This is a genomic window from Streptomyces sp. AC555_RSS877 (assembly GCF_019049245.1).
Taxonomy (GTDB): domain Bacteria; phylum Actinomycetota; class Actinomycetes; order Streptomycetales; family Streptomycetaceae; genus Streptomyces.
Map to the genome: position 1 here is coordinate 192,607 of NZ_JAGMUK010000221.1, position 20,133 is coordinate 212,739.

At 69.8% G+C, this 20,133-nt stretch carries 14 protein-coding genes; 8 read left to right on the plus strand and 6 right to left on the minus strand.

What is annotated here, in order from left to right; genetic code table 11:
• From KUM49_RS46050 to KUM49_RS46060, 3 genes are all read left to right on the plus strand, one after another.
• A partial coding sequence (locus KUM49_RS46050; protein ID WP_254402783.1) for a VWA domain-containing protein occupies positions 1–1,237 on the plus strand: 1,237 nt, incomplete at its 5' end.
• 92 nt (positions 1,238–1,329) lie between these two features.
• Positions 1,330–2,946 (plus strand): methionine--tRNA ligase, encoded by a 1,617-nt coding sequence (gene metG, locus KUM49_RS46055; protein WP_217242961.1) that lies wholly within the window; start codon positions 1,330–1,332, stop codon positions 2,944–2,946.
• 114 nt (positions 2,947–3,060) lie between these two features.
• Positions 3,061–3,537: a hypothetical protein gene (locus KUM49_RS46060; protein WP_217243046.1), complete on the plus strand. Its 477-nt coding sequence runs from the start codon at positions 3,061–3,063 to the stop codon at positions 3,535–3,537.
• Positions 3,538–3,634: 97 nt separating this feature from the next.
• Here KUM49_RS46060 and KUM49_RS46065 read toward each other — a convergent pair whose 3' ends face one another.
• Both KUM49_RS46065 and KUM49_RS46070 read right to left on the minus strand, forming a co-directional pair.
• Positions 3,635–4,975, minus strand: a complete 1,341-nt coding sequence (locus KUM49_RS46065; protein ID WP_308407027.1) for a polysaccharide lyase family 1 protein — start codon at positions 4,973–4,975, stop codon at positions 3,635–3,637.
• A 186-nt stretch (positions 4,976–5,161) separates the two neighbouring features.
• Positions 5,162–6,745, minus strand: a complete 1,584-nt coding sequence (locus KUM49_RS46070; protein ID WP_254402784.1) for a DUF4956 domain-containing protein — start codon at positions 6,743–6,745, stop codon at positions 5,162–5,164.
• A 184-nt stretch (positions 6,746–6,929) separates the two neighbouring features.
• Between KUM49_RS46070 and KUM49_RS46075 the strand changes: the two genes are divergently transcribed.
• The 3 genes from KUM49_RS46075 to KUM49_RS50565 all read left to right on the plus strand — a co-directional run bounded on the left by KUM49_RS46075 (position 6,930) and on the right by KUM49_RS50565 (position 11,424).
• On the plus strand, positions 6,930–7,751 hold the full coding sequence (locus KUM49_RS46075; RefSeq protein WP_217242963.1) for a YsnF/AvaK domain-containing protein: 822 nt from the start codon (positions 6,930–6,932) through the stop codon (positions 7,749–7,751).
• 81 nt (positions 7,752–7,832) lie between these two features.
• Positions 7,833–8,102: a hypothetical protein gene (locus tag KUM49_RS46080; RefSeq protein ID WP_217242964.1), complete on the plus strand. Its 270-nt coding sequence runs from the start codon at positions 7,833–7,835 to the stop codon at positions 8,100–8,102.
• 112 nt (positions 8,103–8,214) lie between these two features.
• Positions 8,215–11,424: a VCBS repeat-containing protein gene (locus KUM49_RS50565; RefSeq protein WP_217242965.1), complete on the plus strand. Its 3,210-nt coding sequence runs from the start codon at positions 8,215–8,217 to the stop codon at positions 11,422–11,424.
• 58 nt (positions 11,425–11,482) lie between these two features.
• Here KUM49_RS50565 and KUM49_RS46090 read toward each other — a convergent pair whose 3' ends face one another.
• The 3 genes from KUM49_RS46090 to aspS form a co-directional block, all read right to left on the minus strand.
• A complete protein-coding gene (locus tag KUM49_RS46090) occupies positions 11,483–12,835 on the minus strand; it encodes an MFS transporter (RefSeq protein WP_217242966.1) in 1,353 nt (450 codons plus the stop codon).
• Positions 12,836–13,044: 209 nt separating this feature from the next.
• Positions 13,045–13,968, minus strand: a complete 924-nt coding sequence (locus KUM49_RS46095; protein WP_217242967.1) for an intradiol ring-cleavage dioxygenase — start codon at positions 13,966–13,968, stop codon at positions 13,045–13,047.
• A gap of 152 nt (positions 13,969–14,120) precedes the next feature.
• Positions 14,121–15,884 (minus strand): aspartate--tRNA ligase, encoded by a 1,764-nt coding sequence (gene aspS, locus KUM49_RS46100; protein ID WP_217242968.1) that lies wholly within the window; start codon positions 15,882–15,884, stop codon positions 14,121–14,123.
• Between the two features lie 150 nt (positions 15,885–16,034).
• On the opposite strand from aspS, the gene KUM49_RS46105 reads away from it, so the two are divergent.
• On the plus strand, positions 16,035–18,152 hold the full coding sequence (locus tag KUM49_RS46105; protein WP_217242969.1) for a SpoIIE family protein phosphatase: 2,118 nt from the start codon (positions 16,035–16,037) through the stop codon (positions 18,150–18,152).
• 129 nt (positions 18,153–18,281) lie between these two features.
• Complete coding sequence (locus tag KUM49_RS46110; protein ID WP_217242970.1) at positions 18,282–18,755, plus strand: carboxymuconolactone decarboxylase family protein; 474 nt, start codon at positions 18,282–18,284, stop codon at positions 18,753–18,755.
• A gap of 284 nt (positions 18,756–19,039) precedes the next feature.
• Here KUM49_RS46110 and KUM49_RS46115 read toward each other — a convergent pair whose 3' ends face one another.
• Positions 19,040–20,011 carry a pirin family protein gene (locus KUM49_RS46115; RefSeq protein WP_217242971.1) on the minus strand — a complete coding sequence of 324 codons (972 nt, stop codon included), beginning with the start codon at positions 20,009–20,011 and terminating at the stop codon, positions 19,040–19,042.
• Between the last annotated feature and the right edge of the window lie 122 nt (positions 20,012–20,133).

The window sequence follows — 20,133 nt, forward strand, 5'->3', positions numbered from 1 at the left end:
GGTGGAGACGCCGGTCGCGGAGGCCACTCCCGAGCCCGAGCCGGTGGCGGCCGAGGAGCCGGTCGCGGCCACGAAGGTCACGCCGGAGCCGGAGCAGGTCGCGGAGGTTGCGCCCGAGCCCGAGCCGGTGGCGGCCGAGGAGCCGGTCGCGGCCACGAAGGTCACGCCGGAGCCGGAGCCGGTCGTCGAGCCGGAGCCTGAGCCGGTCGCGGAGCCGACCGCCGAGGTGACGCCCGAACCCGCGCCCGAGCCGGTAGCGGAGGTCAGCCCCGAGCCGGAGCCCGCCGCCGAACCGGTCGCGGTCACGGAGGTTGCTCCCGAACCCGAGCCCGAGCCGGTCGCGGAAATCGCTCCCGAGCCCGAGCCCGAGCCGGTGGCGGAGGTCAGCCCCGAGCCGGAGCCCGAGCCCGTCGTCGAACCGGTCGCCGCCGCAGACCCGGAGCCGGTCGCGGAGGAGACCCCGGCCCCCGAGCCGGTCCCCACCCCCGAACCGTCGGCCGCCGACGGCGAGGACGCCCCACAGGTGCCACCCGCAGTCGACGACGAAAGCAGCACGGGTGGTGCGGGTGGGAACACCGAGGCCGAAGGCGAAGCCGAGGCCACCGTCCCCGCCACCCTCCGAACCGCCTACGAGGCCGCCGACACCACCCTCAAGGACAGGAACCTCACCGGCACCCGTGCCAAGGTCTACCTCGTCCTCGACCGCTCCGCGTCCATGCGCCCGTACTACAAGGACGGCTCCGCCCAGGCCCTCGGCGAGCAGACCCTCGCCCTCGCGGCCCACCTCGACCCCGAGGCCAAGGTCCACGTGGTCTTCTTCTCCACGGAACTGGACGGCACCGGCGAGCTGACCCTCACCGACCACGACAACAAGATCGACGAGCTGCACGCCGGCCTCGGCCGCATGGGCCGTACCAGCTACCACGCCGCGGTCGAGGCAGTCGTCACCCACCACGCGCAGGAAGCGGCCCCCGGCACCCCCGCCCTCGTCGTCTTCCAGACGGACGGCGCCCCCGACGCCAAGACCCCGGCCACCCAGTCCCTCACGGACGCCGCGAAGAGCCACCCCACCGTCTTCTTCTCCTTCGTCGCCTTCGGTGAGCAGGACAACAAGGCCTTCGACTACCTCCGCAAGCTGAAGACGGGCAACACGTCCTTCTTCCACGCGGGCCCGACCCCGCGCGAGCTCACGGACGCCGAGCTCTACGAGGGCGTACTGGCCACCTGGCGCCCGTAGCCCCGCAGCGACCTCGGGGGGTGGACCGATCTCCGGTCCACCCCCCGAAACGCATGTGAGTCGATCTTCGCGAGCCCAGTAGGATTTCGGGCATGGCGGCCACTGGATCCGAGAAGCAGGGGGCGAAGGCGTACTACGTCTCGACCCCCATTTACTACGTCAACGACGCTCCTCACCTGGGCCACGCCTACACGACCGTCGCAGGGGACGTGCTCACGCGCTGGCACCGTCAGCGCGGCGAGAAGGTGTGGTACCTCACCGGCACGGACGAGCACGGTCAGAAGATCATGCGCACCGCGGACGCGAACGGGGTGAGTCCGCAGGAGTGGTGCGACAAGCTCGTGGAGGAGGCCTGGAAGCCCCTCTGGGAGCACCTGGAGATCGAGAACGACGACTTCATCCGCACCACGCAGAAGCGGCACACCGACCGCGTCCAGGAGTTCGTCCAGGACCTGTACGACAAGGGCGAGATCTACAAGGGCGGCTACGAGGGCCCGTACTGCGTCGGCTGCGAGGAGTACAAGCTCCCGGGCGAGCTGCTCGACGGCGAGGGTGACTTCGCGGGTCAGAAGCTGTGCCCGATCCACAAGAAGCCGGTGGAGATCCTCAGCGAGGAGAACTACTTCTTCAAGCTGAGCGAGTACGGCGAGAAGCTGCTCGCCCACTACGAGGCGAACCCCGGCTTCATCCAGCCGGAGTCCGCGCGCAACGAGGTCGTGAACTTCGTCCGCCAGGGCCTGCAGGACCTGTCGATCTCCCGCTCGACCTTCGACTGGGGCATCCCGATCCCGTGGGACCAGAAGCACGTGATCTACGTGTGGGTCGACGCGCTGCTGAACTACGCCACGGCGGTCGGTTACAACGAGAACCAGCAGAAGTTCGAGGAGACCTTCCCGGCCGACGTCCACCTGGTCGGCAAGGACATCCTCCGCTTCCACGCGGTGATCTGGCCCGCGATGCTGATGGCACAGGGCCTCCCGCTGCCCGGCAAGATCGCCGCGAACGGCTGGCTGATGGTCGGCGGCGAGAAGATGTCGAAGTCGAACCTGACCGGCATCAAGCCGCAGGACCTGACCTCGCACTTCGGCGTGGACGCGTACCGCTGGTACTTCCTGCGCGCGATCGCCTTCGGCCAGGACGGCTCCTTCTCCTGGGAGGACTTCTCGGCCCGCTACACCAGCGAGCTGGCCAACGACTACGGCAACCTCGCCTCCCGCGTGGCGGCCATGGTCGGCAAGTACTTCGGCGGCGCCCTGCCCGAGGCGACGGCGTCCGGCGAGGCCGAGAAGGCGGTCCAGGACGGCCTGGCGAAGGCGGTGGCGGAAGCCGACCGGAAGATCGGCGAGGAGCTGGACTTCCAGGGCGGCATCCTGGCGGTCTTCGACTTCGTCAAGCAGGTCAACGGCTACATCACGGAGCAGGAGCCGTGGAAGGTCGCGAAGGACACCTCTGACGAGGGCAAGGCCCGCCTGGCCACGATCCTCTACACGGCCGCGGAGTCCCTCCGCGCGGCCGCGGTCCTCCTGAACCCGGTCATGCCGGACACCTCCCAGAAGCTCTGGGACTCGCTCGGCGCCGGGACCTCCCTCGGCGCCCTCGCGGACCAGAAGGTCCAGGAGGCCGGCGAGTGGGGCAGGCTGCCGGTCGGCACGACGGTCACCAAGGGCGCGGTCCTCTTCCCGCGTCTGGAGGAGAAGCCGACGGCGTGACGCGCGCGCTCGACAGCGCGGGGCCCGGGAAGCACACCGCTTCCCGGGCCCTTGCCTGTACCCCTACCCCCTGCCGGAATGTCCCCGACCACCCGTATGGTTTCCGCCATGGCAATGGCAGTACCCGAGGTCATTCCGATCGCCTACGCGCCCAGGCGTCACACCGAGTCCATCGGCCGGTACGCGGACGGCCAGTTCCTGGCGTCGATCACGTACGCCTTCCCCGAGGGCTTCCGTCCCGACGAGGGCTGGGAAGAGCACAAACGCCTCTACGTGGCACTGCACACCTTCGACGCGGACGGCCACTACCGCGACTCGGAGATCTGGTGCGCGGGCACCTGGGCGGACCAGCAGCGCGCCCCTGACGGCAACGACTCGGTCCTCGGCCGCGCCCGCATCCACCTGTCGAAACTCCTGCGCAGCCTGCCGCGCCGCTCCTACACCGACATCGCCGTCCGCCCCTTCCAGCTCACCGTCGACGGAGTCCGTTTCGGCCTGGTGATCCGCAAGGAGGAGGACGAGTCCTGGGCCGAGCTCTACCCGGACCGCCTGGAATTCGGCGAACCCTGGGACGGCCGGTACGTCACCTGACCCGCAGCCGGTGCAGGAGGGCGGCGAGGCCGCTCTGGATGAGCACGGCCTGACCGCCCTCGCGCAGGGTGCCGGCCCCGCCGGCCTCGGCGGTGCCCTACAGCACCCCCGCCCCCGTCGTCGTCGCCAGCGACGTCAGCAGGTTCTTCGCCGACGGCTCCAGCCCCGCCGTGAGCGACGGCGTCCAGTTCACCGTCGTCTTCAGCTTCTTCGAGTTCGCGGCGTTGTACGCGGCGACGACATCCGTCGCCGTGCCGTTGACGAGGTTGCCGCCGCCCGCGACCGAACCCGTGCCGTCGCCGCTGAGCAGCTTGGCGACCTTGCCGCCGGCCGGCACCGTCCAGTAGTTGTTCTCCGCGACGACCTGAGCCTTGGCGCGGGAGTCGATGCTGTACTTCGGCGCGTAGCCGTTCAGCGTCGTCGTGTCGTAGACGTTGTTGTAGATGTGGATCTGGCCGATGCGGGCCAGCGGGGCCCGCTGGGTGATGCCCTTCCACACGTTGTGGTGGATGGAGACACGCAGCTTGCCGACGCTGTCGGTGTCGCTGCTGCCGATCAGCATCGTCTTGTCGTGGTTGGTGAACTGGTTGCGCTCGACGGTCACCAGGTCCGAGCCGTTGGTGATGTCGAGGGCGCCGTCGTGGATCTGGTACTTCCGGCCGAAGTACGTCTTCTCCGCACTGTCGAAGAACGGCGCGTCGGTGAAGGTGTTGTGGTCGGCCCAGACGTGGGTCGCCCCGCGCAGGGTGACGGAGTCGTAGTTGGAGTTCCACTCGCCCGCCGAGCCGTCGGTCGGGTCCCATTGCGGGAAGCAGTCCTCGGTGGCGGCGAAGGTGAGGTTGCGGATGATGACGTTGTCGACGCTCTTGACCTGGAGACTGCCGCCGGTGATGCCGGCCTTGGTGCCGGGGACGCCGACGAGCGTCGTGTTGGCGGGCACCTTGAAGACGATGTTCTTCGCCTGCTTGGCCTGGGCGGCGGCGCGGGCGCTCTCCTGGGTGCCGGAGGGCAGCTTCGAGGTGCCGTACGTCGCCGGGTCGAACGCCTTCAGATAGGCCGACAGCGAGTAGCCGGTGCCCGACGCGTAGTCCGCGCAGGTCAGTTTCTTGCCCGCGGCGTCGGTGTTGGCGTCGATCGTGCCCTTGACCTTGATGATCCGCGGCGTGGTGTCGGAGGCGGAACCGAGCGCCTTCACTAATTCGGCGCGGGTGGAGACGGTGAAGGTGTGCGCGGAGTCGGCCTTCGCGCCACCGGTCGTGCCGGTGCCGGAGGCCGCCCAGCCGTTCTTGGCGGCGAGCGACTGGTGGTACAGGTCCACGGCATCGGCGTTCGCGTTCATCACGAAGACACCGGCGCCGGCCCCGGCGGCCAGGGCGGCGACGGAGACGACGAGGATGCGCCGCGAGCGGAGGGACCGGCGGTGGGAGGGTGCTGCCACGGAGGAGTCCTTACGTGGGTGTGTGCGCATGTGTTGTGTGCTGCGCGTGTTGTCCGTGAAGCTCCGGTGAACGGGGCTTCCGACTCCTCAGTGGCCGCCGGGATCACAAGGGTTGCCGTGAAGAGAGAAATTGACGGAACGCCAGGTGCGGCAAAAAACTACAGACCCTCCCGAACCTCCGGATCTCTACCTCCGCCCGCCCCCGAAGCCGCCCTCCGGTGCCTCCCCCGCCGTCACCGTCGCGAGCTCCTCCGCCGAGCCGAGGTCGCCCGACGTCGCCAGACCGCCCGTGCTCGCGCCGGACGCCGAGCCGCCGGAGTGGATCCGGTACTCCTCGCCGCTGCTGACCGCGGCGGAGGAGAAGACGACGTTCTGGATCGCCTTCGAGGTGACGTACGTCGCCACCACCTTGCCGTCGGCGTCCACCACGTGCAGCGTCGTACCCGCATCGACCGTCGTGTCGAGCGTCGCCGACACCCAGCCCTGCCCGGACTCGGTGTCGGGGGCGACGGCCATGCCCGCGCTCCCGGCGGCCATCACCACCCCGCCGCTGACGGTGAAGCTGCCGTTGACGTCGAGTGCGCCGTTGCCGCCCTGTTCGGGGCCGTTGACGACGAGGGTGCCGCCGGTGATCTCGGCGGTGCCGTTGGAGTCGAAGCCGTCGCCGTCGGCGTTGATGACCAGGGTGCCGCCGGTGACCTTCAGGGTGAAGTCCCCCGCGGGCTCGCCCCCGCCGCCGCCCGGGCCGCGGCCTGCGCCGCCGCTCTCCTCCGTCGTCGTACCGCCGGACGCGTTCACCCCGTCGTCGGAGGAGGTGATCTCCGTCGAGCCGCCGGCGACCGTGATGTCCTTGCCCTCCAGGCCCTCGTTGGACCGCGTGAGCTTCACCGTGCCGCCGTCGACGACCAGATCGCCCTCGGCGTGCACGCCGTCGTCGCCGGCGGCGATCGTCACCGCGGCCCCGCCCAGGTGCACCGCCGCGTCGCTGTGCACGCCGTCGGCGGAGGAGTCGACGGCGACGGTGCCGTGCTCCAGGACGGTGATGACGCCCGACTTCAGTCCGTGCGCGGAGCTGTCGTCGGCGGCCTCGCTGTGCACGTCCAGGGAAACGCCGCCGGTGACGACGAGGTCGGTGGCCGCGTCGACGCCGTCGCCCGTGGAGGTCACCTCGACCGTGCCGCCGTCGACGGCGACGTAACCGGCATCCGCCTTCTCGGTGTTGTCGGCCTTGAGTCCGTCGCCCTCGGCGGTCACGGCGAGGTCGACGCCCCTGACCGACAGGTTCACCACCCGACCGCCCAAGAGCATGTCGAGGTGTGCGCGCAGGGCGTCCTCGTCGGTGTAGGCGGAGTCGAGGCGAAGGCTGCGCGTGCGGTGCCGGGCGAACAGGCGGGGGTGGTCACCGAGGTACATCGTGCCGACGATCAGCAGGGTCAGCGCGGTGGTCAGCACGGTCGCGTGTTGCGGCAGTCCGCCGAGCAGTCCGATCGCCAGGGCGGAGAAGTAGTACGCGATCTCGTGCTGGGCGATCTCGTACGACCGCAACCGGATGATCGACAGCACCCCGAACAGGCCCATGCCCAAGCCGATCCCGACCGACGTGGAACTGAGCGTCATCGCCACGGAGAGCACGCCGACGTTGACACCGAGGAACGCGGCGACGAGGTCCCGGCGGTGATGACGCGGGAAGAAGACGCCGAAGGTGAGTACGGAGACTGCGACGAGGTCGCAGGCGACCAACACCAGTTGGTTCACGGCCGTTGAGGTCATGGGACGACAGTCGGGGAGTCGTCTGTGAAGCGTCTTTGAGCTGCCTTAAATGGGCGTTCCCCATGTCCAGCGTCACAGGCTCATCGCGACTTGCTGAGAGATTTCCGCTTTTTCGTGATTTTCCGCTTTTGCCACGGCAGCGAGTGGTTACGCGTAAGGAACGACAGAAGCAAGGAGAGCGCCAATGATCACTCGCGACCAGATTGCCACCGTTCTGGATCATCCCGTCCACGACGCGGAGGGCGTCAAGATCGGTGACGCCAAGCACGTCTTCTTCGACGATGTGACCGGTGAGCCCGAATGGGTGAGCGTGAGGACCGGCCTGTTCGGGACCAGCGAGTCGTTCGTGCCGATCCACGACGGGACAGTGGTGGAGGACCACTTGGAGGTGCCCTACGCCAGGGACACGGTCAAGGACGCGCCGAACGTCGACGTCGACGCCGGCGGACACCTGTCCGAACAGGAAGAGCACCGCCTCTACGAGCACTACGGCATCGACTGGGACACCGCTTGGCAACAGGCCAACCAGCCCCCCGAAGGCGGCCGGGCACGCCTCGGCACCGACACCACCGGGCAGGACATGACCGCTACCGGGACGCGGCCTGGAGGCGACGACGCGATGACGCGCTCCGAGGAGCAGATGCACGTCGGTGTCGAACGCCGAGAGACCGGCCGGGCGCGCCTGCGCAAGTACGTGGTCACCGAGGAGGTCCAGCGGACCGTTCCCGTGCGCCACGAAGAAGTCCGCGTCGAGCACGAGCCGATCACCGACGCCAACCGGGACGCGGCCATGTCCGGCCCCGACATCACCGAGGCCGAGCACGAGGTGATCCTCCACGAGGAGCGCCCCGTCGTGGAGACGGAGGCCGTCCCCGTCGAACGCGTCCGGCTGAGCACCGAGGAGCGTACCGAGGAGGAAACCGTTCATGGCGAGGTCCGCAAGGAGCGGATCGAGACCGATCGCACCGACGAGACCGAGACCGAGACCGGCCAGGGTGACCGATGACCGGATCCTCGTGGACCCGCCGGACCCACCCGGACACGCACTGCGGGATCTTCTCGTTGATCAGCGCATGAGGAGGACGTCATGGGCACCATCAGCCAGCCCCTCACCGACGAAAGCATCAAGGTCCGCCAGCTCAGCCACTACCAGTTCAGCTGGGTCGCCGGCGACGCAGGCGCACGCGGCACGTTCACCCTGCAGCTCGTTCTCGACGAGGGCGCCTGGGAGGAAGTGCTGACCATCGACGTCGACGACGCCGATGTCCTGGACGACCTGCTGAAGACCACCGGCACCGTCCACTACGACGTCGGTCGCCGCACCCTGATCTTCGGCGTCACCCGCGTCGCCGGCTAGACCAGGCTTAGCACCCGCCCTGCCCCTCCACCTGCGCGGACACACCCCCGCCCCCTGATAGCATCCGGCCACTTGTGCGAGGGCGGGGGCCCTCGTGGGGAGGGAACTTCACGTGGGCAGACACGCCCCGAGACGGGGCGGTCGTGCCGCTCTCGTCTCCGTGCTCGCGGTCGCCGTGGCGGCCGGATCCATCACCCTGTTCTCCGGTACGGAGGACGGCGGCGGCGCGGCGCAGGCCGCCACCACGGCCGCGGCGGCCGGAACCACCGAGATCGTCCTGGACGATCCGCGCCTTGAGCTGCGGCGCGCCGAGCGGCTGCTGGCGGCGGGCGAGACCGGCTTCCTGCACCGCCAGGCGGGGGCCGCCGGCCTGTTCTGGACGGACTACGAGGACGGCAGCACCGTCACCGTCGAGGGACCGTCCGGGGTCTACTCGCCGACCACCACCAGCTGCTACGACGAGCAAAGGCGCTGTGCCTCGGGCGTGTTCGGGCAGGCCGCCGACACGGTGGCGCTGCCGAACAGGACCGACGGCGGCGACCCCGTGTCGCTGTGGAGCCCGGACGGCGGCGCCCTGCGGACCCTGGACCTGAGCCAGTCGGCCGACCGCGTGGGCACGTACGGCGAGACCACCGTCACCGTCGAGTACAACGGCGTCGTCGACGGCACCGAACTGGACGGACACGTGCTGCACCTGGTCGACCTCGTCGACGGCAAGCAGCGAGACCGCCTGGTCACCGGCTACCCGGCCGACGTGTTCTGGGAGTGGAACTTCGCGCGCACCGGCGACGAGAACGGCGCCCTGCTGACCCACCCCGCCCGCGACGAGAACGGCGCCCTCACGTCGTACACCGTCGGCTACCTCGACTTCGCCACCGCGCGGCTCACCCCGGTCTTCACCGGTCTGTCCAAGGAGACGGTGCCGGAGGTCGTGCTGAGCGACGACCGCGTCGGCTGGTACACGCAGGCCGCCGGTCTGCACCTCAAGCCGCGCACCGACCTCGCCGCCGAGGAGACGGTCCCGGTGGCCGGGGAGGAGACCACCGTCTCCCCCGTTCCCGTCCTCGTCGGTGACTGGCTGGTCCTGACCGGCGCCCCCGGCGTCAAGGCCGTCTCCCTGGCCGACGGCACCACCAAGACCCTGCTGCCCGGGTCGTACGGCACCCCGCTGGCCACCCCGGACGGCGGCGCCCTCGTCACCGGCGGCACCACCACGACCGACTGGTGGGTGCAGCGCGTGAGCCTCGGCGCCGACGGCACCCCGCAGGTGGCGAAGCTGACCAAGGTCCCTCCGTACGAGAACAAGAAGACCGGGCTCGCGCTCAGCCGCGGCAGCCTGCGCGTCGCGGAGGACACCACGAGCAGCACCTCGGACACCACGTCCGTCCGCAGGCTCACCACCAACGGCAGCACCCTGCTGACCGCGTCCGCCGCCACGGAGAGCAGTTCGGTCAGCCCGACGTGCCCGTACCCGAACACCACCTGCTCGGCGATGTGGGGCAACTTCGACGGCACCGACCCCGAGGACGTCTACCTCGACACGTTCTACGACGGCGACGAGGGCGGCAGCGGCCTGGAGAACGCGGACCGGCTGGTCTCCATCGGCTACAACCCCCTGTCGTTCTTCGGCACCACGGGCGGCTCGATCGTCGACGTCTCCGACGACTACGCCGTCTACAACTCGGGCGGCTCCGCCCCGGCGCAGTACGTCGGCGAGTTCGGCTACGCGCAGAAGCTGAAGCGCTCGGTGCGCGCCGCCGCCCTGAACGGCTCCACGCTCTGGAGCGCCGCCGGCACCGGCAGGCTCACCTCCTACAGCCTCACCGAGGACAAGACCCTCGCCACGCTGACGGTCCCCTCGCTCGCCTGTACGCCGAGCGAGCTCCAGGCGGCGGGCCGCTGGGTGTACTGGTCCTGCGGGACGGCCTCGGCGGGCGTCTACGACACCAAGGCCGGTACGTCCCGCGCCGTGCAGCCCGGTGACGTGCTGCTCGGCGACGGCTTCACCGTCCGCCACGACCACGACGCCGACCGGCTGGTCCTCACCGACGCGGCCACCGGCACCACCCGCGTGATCGCCTCCGGCCTGCCGGACAGCGGCCTCGCGGTGGACCGCCGCTACCGCTGGACGGTGGACGAGTACACGGGCCTGGTCGCCTGGTTCGACTCGTTCGAGCAGACGCACGTGGCCACCACCGGCGTCACGCCGTCCACGCCGACGGCCTTCTCCACGGAGACCGAGGGCATCATGGAGCCGCCCTCGGCGGAGCCGTGGAGCGGTCACTGGCTGCTCTCCCGCCCCGTCACCTCCTGGTCCCTCACCCTCACCTCGGTGCAGAGCGGCGCGAGCGGCAGGGCGACCCGCACGATCACCGGCGGTGCGACCTCGGCCTGGGTGTCGGCGACCTGGAACGGCAGGACGGCGAGCGGGGGTTACTTCCCCAACGGCGCGTTCACGTGGACGCTGAACGCGACCGGCCTGGGCACCTCGACCCCGGCCACGGTGAAGTCCGGAGAGGGGTTCGTCCTCCGGGGCGCGCCCGCACTCCGCGACTTCACCAGCCCCGACGGCCCGGACGGCAGGGGCGACCTGCTCACCCTCAACGCCTCCGGCGGCCTGACCTTCCACAGCGGCACCGGGACCGGAAAATTCGGCGAGAAGACCACCGGCACCGGCTGGCCGACGACCGCGAGGCTCGTGCCCTTCGGCGACCTCAGCGGCGACCGCTGCAACGACGTCCTGGTCCGCCTGAGCAGCGGCGCCCTGCGCCTGTACAAGCCGGGCTGCAACGCGGCGGTCAGGCCGTCGACGTCGTACACGACGCTGTCGACCGGCGGCTGGACCCAGTACGACGTCCTGACCTCCCCCGGTGACGTCAGCGGCGACGGCCGCCCGGACCTGATCGCCCGCAACACGTCCACCGGGACGGTCTACCTCTACAAGGGCACCAGCACCGGCAAGCTGTCCGCCCGCGTGAAGCTCTACGACAACTGGAAGACGTACAAGAAGATCGTGGGCGTCGGCGACCTCAACGGCGACGGCATCGGCGACCTGCTCGCCCAGGACAAGGCGAACACCCTGTACCGCTACTACGGCAAGGGCAACGGCACCTTCGGCGCCCGCACCCAGCTGTTCGCGAACTGGGGCGGCTCGTACAACGTGATCGTCGGCGTCGGCGACATCACCGACGACGGCAAGGCCGACATCGTCTCCCGCGACAGCAGCGGCAACCTGTTCCGCAACAGCGGGGACGGCAAGGGGTCGTTCGGGGCGCGGGCGACGATCGCCACCGGCTGGAGCGGCTACAAGTCGCTTTCGTGAACTGTGAGTTCGAATGCGGGCGCCCGGGGTTCGGTCACCCCGGGCGCCTTCGCGCTTCTCAGGACACGACAGGCCGCTGTGCGCTCGCCTCCGGCGCGGTCCGCGGCAGGGCGCCGGACGTCCCGCGGGTGTTCCTGATGAAGACCACCCCGATCACCGCGAGGAGCGACGCGGCGGAGAGCGTGTACAGGCCGCCGTTCGTGCTGCCGGTCGTGTCCTTGAGGTAGCCGAAGAGCGTGGGGGAGACGAAACCGCCCAGGTTTCCGATGGAGTTGACCACGGCGAGTCCCGGCGCGGCGACCTTGAGGTCGAGTCCGGACTGGGCCATCGGCCAGTACAGGGTGGCCGCGCACTTCCCGCCGACCGCGGCGAGCGTGAGGGCGGCGAGCCCGAACCAGGGGGAGCCCAGGGTGGCGAGGAAGGTGCCCACGGCCGACAGGACCAGGGCGATCGCCAGGAAGGGGCGGCGGTCCGGGGCGGCGTCGGTGAAGTGGCTCACGGTGTACATCGCGATCACGGCGCAGATCCACGGTACGGCGGTGAGCAGCCCGACCTGGAAGGACGACAGCCCGCCGATGTCGTCGACCAGGCTGGGCAGCCAGAAGGTGATCGCGTACCCGGTGAGCGCCATGGCGAAGAAGACGCCGGTCAGCAGGGCGACCTGGGGGTGGAACAGGAGCTTGAGCCGGGAGACCCTGGGGGCTCGGCTGCGGGCTTCCTTGTCGCGGTCGACCGCCGCGCTCAGTGCCGCCTTCTCTTCGACGGTGAGCCAGCGGGCGTCCTCGATGCGGGAGACGAGGAAGAACCCGGCGACGATCCCGACGAGGATCGAGAAGGCGCCCTCCAGCGCGAACATCCAGCGCCAGCCGGCGAATCCGCCCGCCCCGTGCAACTCCAGCAGGGCTCCGGTGATCGGTCCCGTCACGATGTACGCCGTGGCCGAACCGCCGAGGAAGATCGCGCTCGCCCGGCCCCGGCTGGAGTCGGGCAGCCACTGGGTGAAGTAGAGGAGCACGCCGGGGAAGAAGCCGGCCTCCGCGACGCCGAGGAGGAAACGGAGGGCGTAGAACATCGCGACGTTGTGGATGAAGCACATCGCCACGATCACCACGCCCCAGGTGATCATGATGCGGGTGAGCCAGACCCGGGCGCCGAACCGCTCCAGGAGCATGTTGCTCGGCACCTCGAACAGCGCGTACCCGATGAAGAACAGGCCGGCGCCGAGACCGTACGCGGTGGCACTCACCCCCACATCGGCCCGCAACTCGTCCTGGACGAAGCCGACGTTCGTCCGGTCCATCTGGTTGACCAGCAGCATCAGGACCAGGATCGGCAGCATGCGACGCAGGAACTTGCCGACTGCTCGGCTTTCGGCGTCGGGTGTCACGACCTCTGACACGACTTCTGACATCGTTGTCTCCCTCGCGATGCACATACGTGAACTGCAATCACGTACGCGGGCACTGGGGGACGTTACGGAGGGCGATCTTCCGGGTCAATGGGTTGAGCAAATGTTCATGTACGCGAACGACGTGAACCGCGTGAACCGCGTGAACAACCCATCGACCCGGTAGGTGCACGGCAGGGATCAGGTGCCGTCGTGATCAGGTGCCGTCATGATCAGGTGCCGTCGTTCGTCTCGTCAGGCGCGACGCCCACGGTGAGGGAGCCGACGACGCCCTTGGCGATGTTCTTCTTGTTGTACTTCAGCCTGAGGAGACCGCCCTGGGTGCCGCTCTGGTCGTAGATCGTGTCCTCGGTGAGCGTGGTGCGCTCGGTGGTGCTGGTGGCGTACGGCTCGACCTCGGCGGAGGCGAGCACGGACTCCTCGTCGAAGAAGAACTGGCCGGTGTGGCAGGCGTGTCCGCCCTCGTAGCCGGCGTCGGTCCACTCGCCGTCCACGTGCACCTTGGTGTGGATGTGGACGCAGCGGCCGCGGTACCAGCCCGGGAAGATCGTCTTGAAGGTGACCCGGCCCTGCTTGTCCGTCTTCCAGGTGCCGCGCAGGTAGCGCTCGTCGTCCGTGGGCTCCTCGTGAACCCCGCCACCGCCGGGGCCGCCGGACGGTGCGCCCGACGGCGGTTCTCCCGTCGGCGTGCCCGAGGGGGCGCCGGTCGGGGCGGTGCCGCCACCGCCGGTCGACAGGCTCTCGTAGCCGGAGTAGATGCCCAGCGCGTCGCAGTGCCAGATGTCGACGGCTGCGTCGCGGATCGGCTTGCAGGTCTCGGAGTCGATCACCTTGAGGGTGAGGGTGAGCGGGATGCCCTCCTTGTCCTCGGTGATGTCCTGGCGGATCTTGTCGGCGTCGATGTAGTAGGGACCCTCGGTGGTCTCCGAGGTGAGCTTGTAGCAGACCTCCGCGCTGCTCGACGTGCTCGACGCGGTCGAGGTCGCGCTCGCCGTCGTCTCGTCCGCGGAGGCGGTCATGGCGAGGGCACCGCCCACGCCCACGGCGGCCACCGCCGCGCCGCCCGCCACGACGACCTTGCGACGCGTCGGATCCTGCTTGTGTTTCGGCCCTTGGGCCGTCTGGTTTCCCGTCATGAGCAGGGAAGTTAGGTAAGGAGACTGTCAAAGACATGGGAGCGGACTGTGGCTTCCCCAGGCACGCCGAAGGGGCCTGAAACCGACGTCGGTTTCAGGCCCCTTCGCGAAGCGAACCACCAAGCGGACTACGAAGCGGATTCCGAAGCGGCCTACTTCGGCTGCGGCTTGCGCACCGTCAGGTGCAGCTCCCGCAGCCGCGCCTCCTCCAGCTCCGTCGGCGCGCCCATCATCAGGTCCTGGGCGTTGCCGTTGAGCGGGAAGGCGATGGTCTCGCGGATGTTCGGCTCGTCGGCCAGCAGCATGACGATGCGGTCGACGCCGGGGGCGATGCCGCCGTGCGGCGGGGCGCCGAAGCGGAACGCGCGGAGCATGCCGGCGAACTTCTCCTCGACGGTCTCCCGGTCGTAGCCGGCGATCTCGAAGGCCTTGAGCATGATCTCCGGCTCGTGGTTCCGGATCGCGCCGGAGGACAGCTCGACGCCGTTGCAGACGATGTCGTACTGCCAGCCCAGGATGTCCAGCGGGTCCTGGGTCTCCAGGGCCTCCAGACCGCCCTGCGGCATGGAGAACGGGTTGTGCGAGAAGTCGATCGTGCCGCTCTCCTCGTCCTTCTCGTACATCGGGAAGTCGACGATCCAGCAGAACCGGAAGACGTTCTCCTCGAAGTGCCCGGCGCGCTTGGCGGCCTCGACCCGCACCGCGCCCATGATCTTCGAGGCCTCGTCGAACTCGCCCGCGCCGAAGAACACGGCGTGACCGGCGGCGAGCGACAGCCGCTTGGTCAGCTCGGCGACGTTCTCCTCGGTGAGGAACTTCGCGATCGGGCCGGTCAGCGAGCCGTCCTCGGTCACCCGCACCCAGGCCAGGCCCTTCGCGCCCTGCGAGACCGCGAAGTCACCGAGCTGGTCGAAGAACTTGCGGGGCTGCGCGGAGACGTCCGGCACCGGCAGGGCACGCACGTGCTTGCCGGCGAAGGCCTTGAACTCCGAGCCCTCGAAGATGTCGGTGATGTCGACGAGCTCCAGCTGGGCGCGCAGGTCCGGCTTGTCCGAGCCGTACTTGAGCATCGCCTCGCGGAAGGGGATGCGCGGGAAGGGGGACGTCACGTGCCGGCCGTTGCCGAACTCCTCGAAGAGCTCGGTCATGAGCTTCTCGATCGGCTGGAAGACGTCCTCCTGCTCGACGAAGCTCATCTCGACGTCGAGCTGGTAGAACTCGCCCGGCGAGCGGTCCGCGCGGGCGTCCTCGTCGCGGAAGCAGGGCGCGATCTGGAAGTAGCGGTCGAAGCCGGAGATCATCAGCAGCTGCTTGAACTGCTGCGGGGCCTGCGGGAGGGCGTAGAACTTGCCCGGGTTCAGGCGGGAGGGGACGACGAAGTCGCGGGCGCCCTCGGGGGAGGTGGCGGACAGGATCGGCGTCGCCATCTCGTTGAAGCCCAGCGCCGTCATCTTGTGCCGGATCGCGGAGATGACCGACGTACGCAGCAGGATGTTGCGGTGCATGCGCTCGCGGCGCAGGTCCAGGAAGCGGTACTCCAGACGCCGCTCCTCGTTGACCCCGTCCTCCGTGTTGATCGTGAACGGCAGCGGGGCGGCCGCGCCGAGCAGCTCGACCTCGCCGACCTCGACCTCGATCTCGCCGGAGGGGAGGTCCGGGTTCACGTTCTCGGTTCCACGTGAAACAACGCGGCCGTCGACGCGGACCGTGGACTCCTTGGAGACCTTGTCCAGGGCCTCGTACGCCGGGGTGCCGGGGCGGGCGACCAGCTGGGTGATGCCGTAGTGGTCGCGCAGATCGATGAAGAGGATGCCGCCCAGGTCGCGCCGATTGTGCAGCCAGCCGCTCAGCCGGACGTCGGTGCCGACGTCAGAGGCGCGGAGCTCGCCGCAGGTGTGGGACCTGTACCGATGCATCGTCGTTCATCCAGCCTTCGCTGATCGGGAATCTCCGGGGCCCGGTGCCCGGACCTCCCAAGGGTACCGGCCACCTCGAGATCGCCTCCCCACCATTGAAGAGCCGGTGATCAGTGGCACTCCTCGTCCTCGTCTTCTTAGAGTGGGGCAATGCGCAATGGCGAGCCTCTGCCCGCCGTGGGGGAGGTTCTCGCCGTCCTCGCGACCGGCCTGTGGCACTGGGACACCGCCACCGGACTGGTCACGGTCGACGCCGAGGCAGCCCGGCTGCTCGGGCTGCCCGCCGAGCAGACCGTCCTCACGGAAGCCCAGACACGGGCCCGTCTCCACCCCGTCGACTGGAACGAGATCACCGGGGTGATCCAGCTCGCCGTCGCCGAGGACACCCTCGCCGAAGTGCGCGTCAGGATCATGGACCCCGAGGGGCACGTCGTCCGCGTCGTCCGCAGCCGCTCCAAGCCGTCCTTCGACCCGGCGAGGAAGGTGTACGAGCTGATCGGCACCCTCCAGGAGGTCACCGAGCCCAGACCCGGCACGCCCGCCGGACGCACCGCCGTCACGGGCGACTGGCGCCGCTCCCGCGAGGCCTTCCTGCTGGACGCGGGCCGCGCCCTGGCCGAGGCCCGCTCCACGGCCGAGGTCCTGCGGGTCGCCGCGGGCCTGTCCATGCCCGGCTTCTCCCCGGACGGGCTGGCCGTCTTCGGAGTCGAGGGAGACCGCCTGACGATCATCGGCCACCACGGCCACCGGCCCGGTGACGATGGCCCCTTCTCCCAGATGTCCCTCGCGACCGACTACCCGGCCGCCGAGGTGGTCCGCACCGGCCGCGCCGTCTACCTCTCCGACCCCGAGGACTACAAGTCCCGCTACCCGCTCACCTGGCCGCTCGCCCGGCACTTCGGCCGCCGGTCCTGGGCCTTCCTGCCGCTGACCGTCGCCGGCCGCACGATGGGCGCGTGGATGGCGGCCTTCACCTATCCGGTGGCGTTCACCCCGGACGAGCGCTCCGTCCTGACGACGGTGGCCCGCATGCTCGCCCAGGCCCTCTCCCGGGCGGGCGCGGCGGAGTCGGAGCGGGAACTCACGGACGGCCTCCAACGCTCGATGCTCCCCACCCTCGGCCCTCGGATACCGGGCATGAGCATCGCCGCGCGGTACGTCCCCACCGGCGGCGGCCTCCAGGTGGGCGGCGACTGGTACGACATGATCCCCCTGCCGGGCGGCCGCTTCGCCCTGGTCATCGGCGACGTCCAGGGCCACGACGTCCGCGCGGCCGGCCTGATGGGCCAGCTCCGCATCGCGCTCAGGGCGTACGCCTCGGAGGGCCACCGCCCCGACGCGGTCCTCTCCCGCGCCTCCCGCTTCCTGCACGGCATGACGTACGACGATCCCGAGACCGCCGACCACCGCTTCGCCACCTGCCTGTACGTGGAGGCCGACCCCACGACCGGCATCCTGGACGTCGCCCGCGCCGGCCATCCCGACCCCGCGATCCGCATGGCGGACGGCACGGTCCTGACCCGCCCCACGGCAGGCGGCCTCCCCCTGGGCATCGACCCCGACGCCGACTACCCCACCACCCGGATCACCCTCGAACCCTCCGAGACCCTGCTGCTGTGCACCGACGGCCTCATCGAGACCGGCGGCCACGACATGGAGACCGGCTGGAAGCGCATCCGCACGATCCTGGAGGACCACGAGGGCGACCTGGAAGCCCTTGCCGACGCCCTGGTCCAGGCCGTGCACGGGCCCTCCTCGCACCACACCGTCGGGCCCCTGGCCGACCGCCGCGAGGACGACATAGCCGTCCTGCTGCTGTGCCGGCAGGGCGAGGGCTGCGGCTGCGGCGACACGGTCGCCGTAAGCCCCAGGGTCCGCCGCACGATGCTCTCGGTGGCCCAGGTCGAACCGGAACGGGTGGCGGTGGCCCGGCAACAGCTGCGGGAGCTGCTGCACGACTGGGCGTCGCAGGACCAGATCGACTCGGCGGTGCTGCTGCTCTCCGAGATGCTGACCAACGTCCTGGTCCACACCGACGCGGACGCCCTGCTGCTGGCCGAGGTGCGGGGCGAGCCGGGCGCACGCCGGATGCGCGTCGAGGTCACGGACACCAGCGACGACCTCCCGCACAAGCGCAGACCGGGTGAGCTGGCGTCGTCCGGCCGCGGCCTGGTGCTCATCGAACTGCTCGCGGACGTGTGGGGGGTGGACCCGCGGGGCGAGGGGAAGAGCATCTGGTTCGAGTTGTTCGAGGCCGGCAAGTCGTAGAACGGGTGGTCCTCGCAGGCGTCGTGAGCCGCGCGGCGAGGAGACGCACGTCACATTCGAGCCTGTCACATCTTGGTGAGCTGTTCCGTCAGGGAGGTGTAACCACCAGCCACCACACAGGAGTTCACCATGGACGCTCGACTGAACCTCTTCGGCAGCCCGGTCGCGGCCAAGTTCCTGAGGCACATCAACTCGGCGGGGAAGGTGGTCGCGGACACGACCCTGCCGGCCGCGACGCAGGAACTGGTGAAGATCCGCGCCAGTCAGATCAACGGCTGCGGTTTCTGCACCGACATGCACACCAAGGACGCCGCCCACGCCGGGGAGACCTCGACCCGCCTCAACCTGATCGCGGCGTGGCGGGAGGCCAAGGTGTTCACCGAGGCCGAGCGCGCCGCCCTGGAGCTGACGGAACAGGGCACTCGCATCGCCGACGCGGCCGGCGGTGTCACGGACGAGGCCTGGGCGGACGCCGCGAAGCACTACGACGAGGAACAGCTCGCCGCCCTGGCGGCCCTCATCGCCGTCATCAACGCCTACAACCGCCTGAACGTCATCGTCCAGCAGCCCGCCGGGGACTACCAGCCCGGCCAGTTCGGATAACGAGAGCCGGGACGGCGGACCGGGGGCCCGAGGCCCCCGGACGACGACGGGGCCCGGTCCACCCGGGCCCCGTCCGAGCCCTAAGGGGTCCTTTCACTATGCCCGTTCGGGTCGCGCGGCCTGGCACCGCACCTCGCCGCGTTGCCGAAACGCCCACGTGGCTCCTCCCCCCCCACGCTCGAACAACCTCGCGTGGGGGAACCTCCATCGCGGCCGCTCCGGCGCCTTGCGATGCACGGCACCAGACCACGCGTCCTGATCGGACGCTCATAGTGAAAGGACCCCTAAAGGCCACCCTCGGACATCCCGTGCACCGCCGGGATCGTCCCCAGCCGCCCCTTCTGGAAGTCGTCGAAGGCCTGCTGCAGTTCGTCCCGCGTGTTCATCACGAAGGGCCCGTAGTGGGCCATCGGTTCACGGATCGGCTGTCCGCCCAGGACCACGACTTCGAGGTCCGGCGTGTGGGAGTCCTGCCTCTCGTCCGCGCGGACGGTCAGCGAGGAACCGGCGCCGAAGACGGCCGTCTGGCCCATGTGGACGGGACGCCGCTCGGCGCCGACCGCACCCTTGCCCGCCAGGACGTACGCGAGACCGTTGAAGTCCTCCCGCCACGGCAGCGTGAGCTCCGCGCCCGGGGCCAGCGTCGCGTGGACCATGGTGATGGGGGTGTGGGTGATACCCGGACCCTGGTGACCGTCCAGCTCACCGGCGATCACGCGCATCAGCGCGCCGCCGTCCGGCGAGGTGAGCAGCTGCACCTGGCCACCGCGGATGTCCTGGTAGCGCGGGGGCATCATCTTGTCCCTGGCAGGCAGGTTGACCCAGAGCTGAAGCCCGTGGAACAGCCCGCCGGACATGACCAGCGCCTCCGGCGGGGCCTCGATGTGCAGGAGGCCCGAGCCCGCGGTCATCCACTGGGTGTCGCCGTTGGTGATGGTGCCGCCGCCACCCTGGCTGTCCTGGTGGTCGAAGATGCCGTCGATGATGTAGGTGACGGTCTCGAAGCCGCGGTGCGGGTGCCAGGGCGTGCCCTTGGGCTCACCCGGCGCGTACTCCACCTCGCCCATCTGGTCCATCATGATGAACGGGTCCAGATGGCGGTAGTTGATCCCGGCGAACGCTCGGCGCACCGGGAAGCCCTCACCCTCGAAACCGCTCGGCGCGGTCGTGACGGTGAGCACGGGACGGGCCACGGCGTCGGTGGGCGCGGCGACGCGGGGCAGCGTCAACGGGTTCTCGACGGTCACTGCAGGCATGTCGGTACCTCCTTGTGCTCCGAGTTTAGTTGAGCGTTGAACTTTCTGCCACCTCCAACCCCGAAACACGGGAAGCCATTCCCGCCCTTCGGCCGTGACGGCGGCCAACGCCCGAGGCCGGC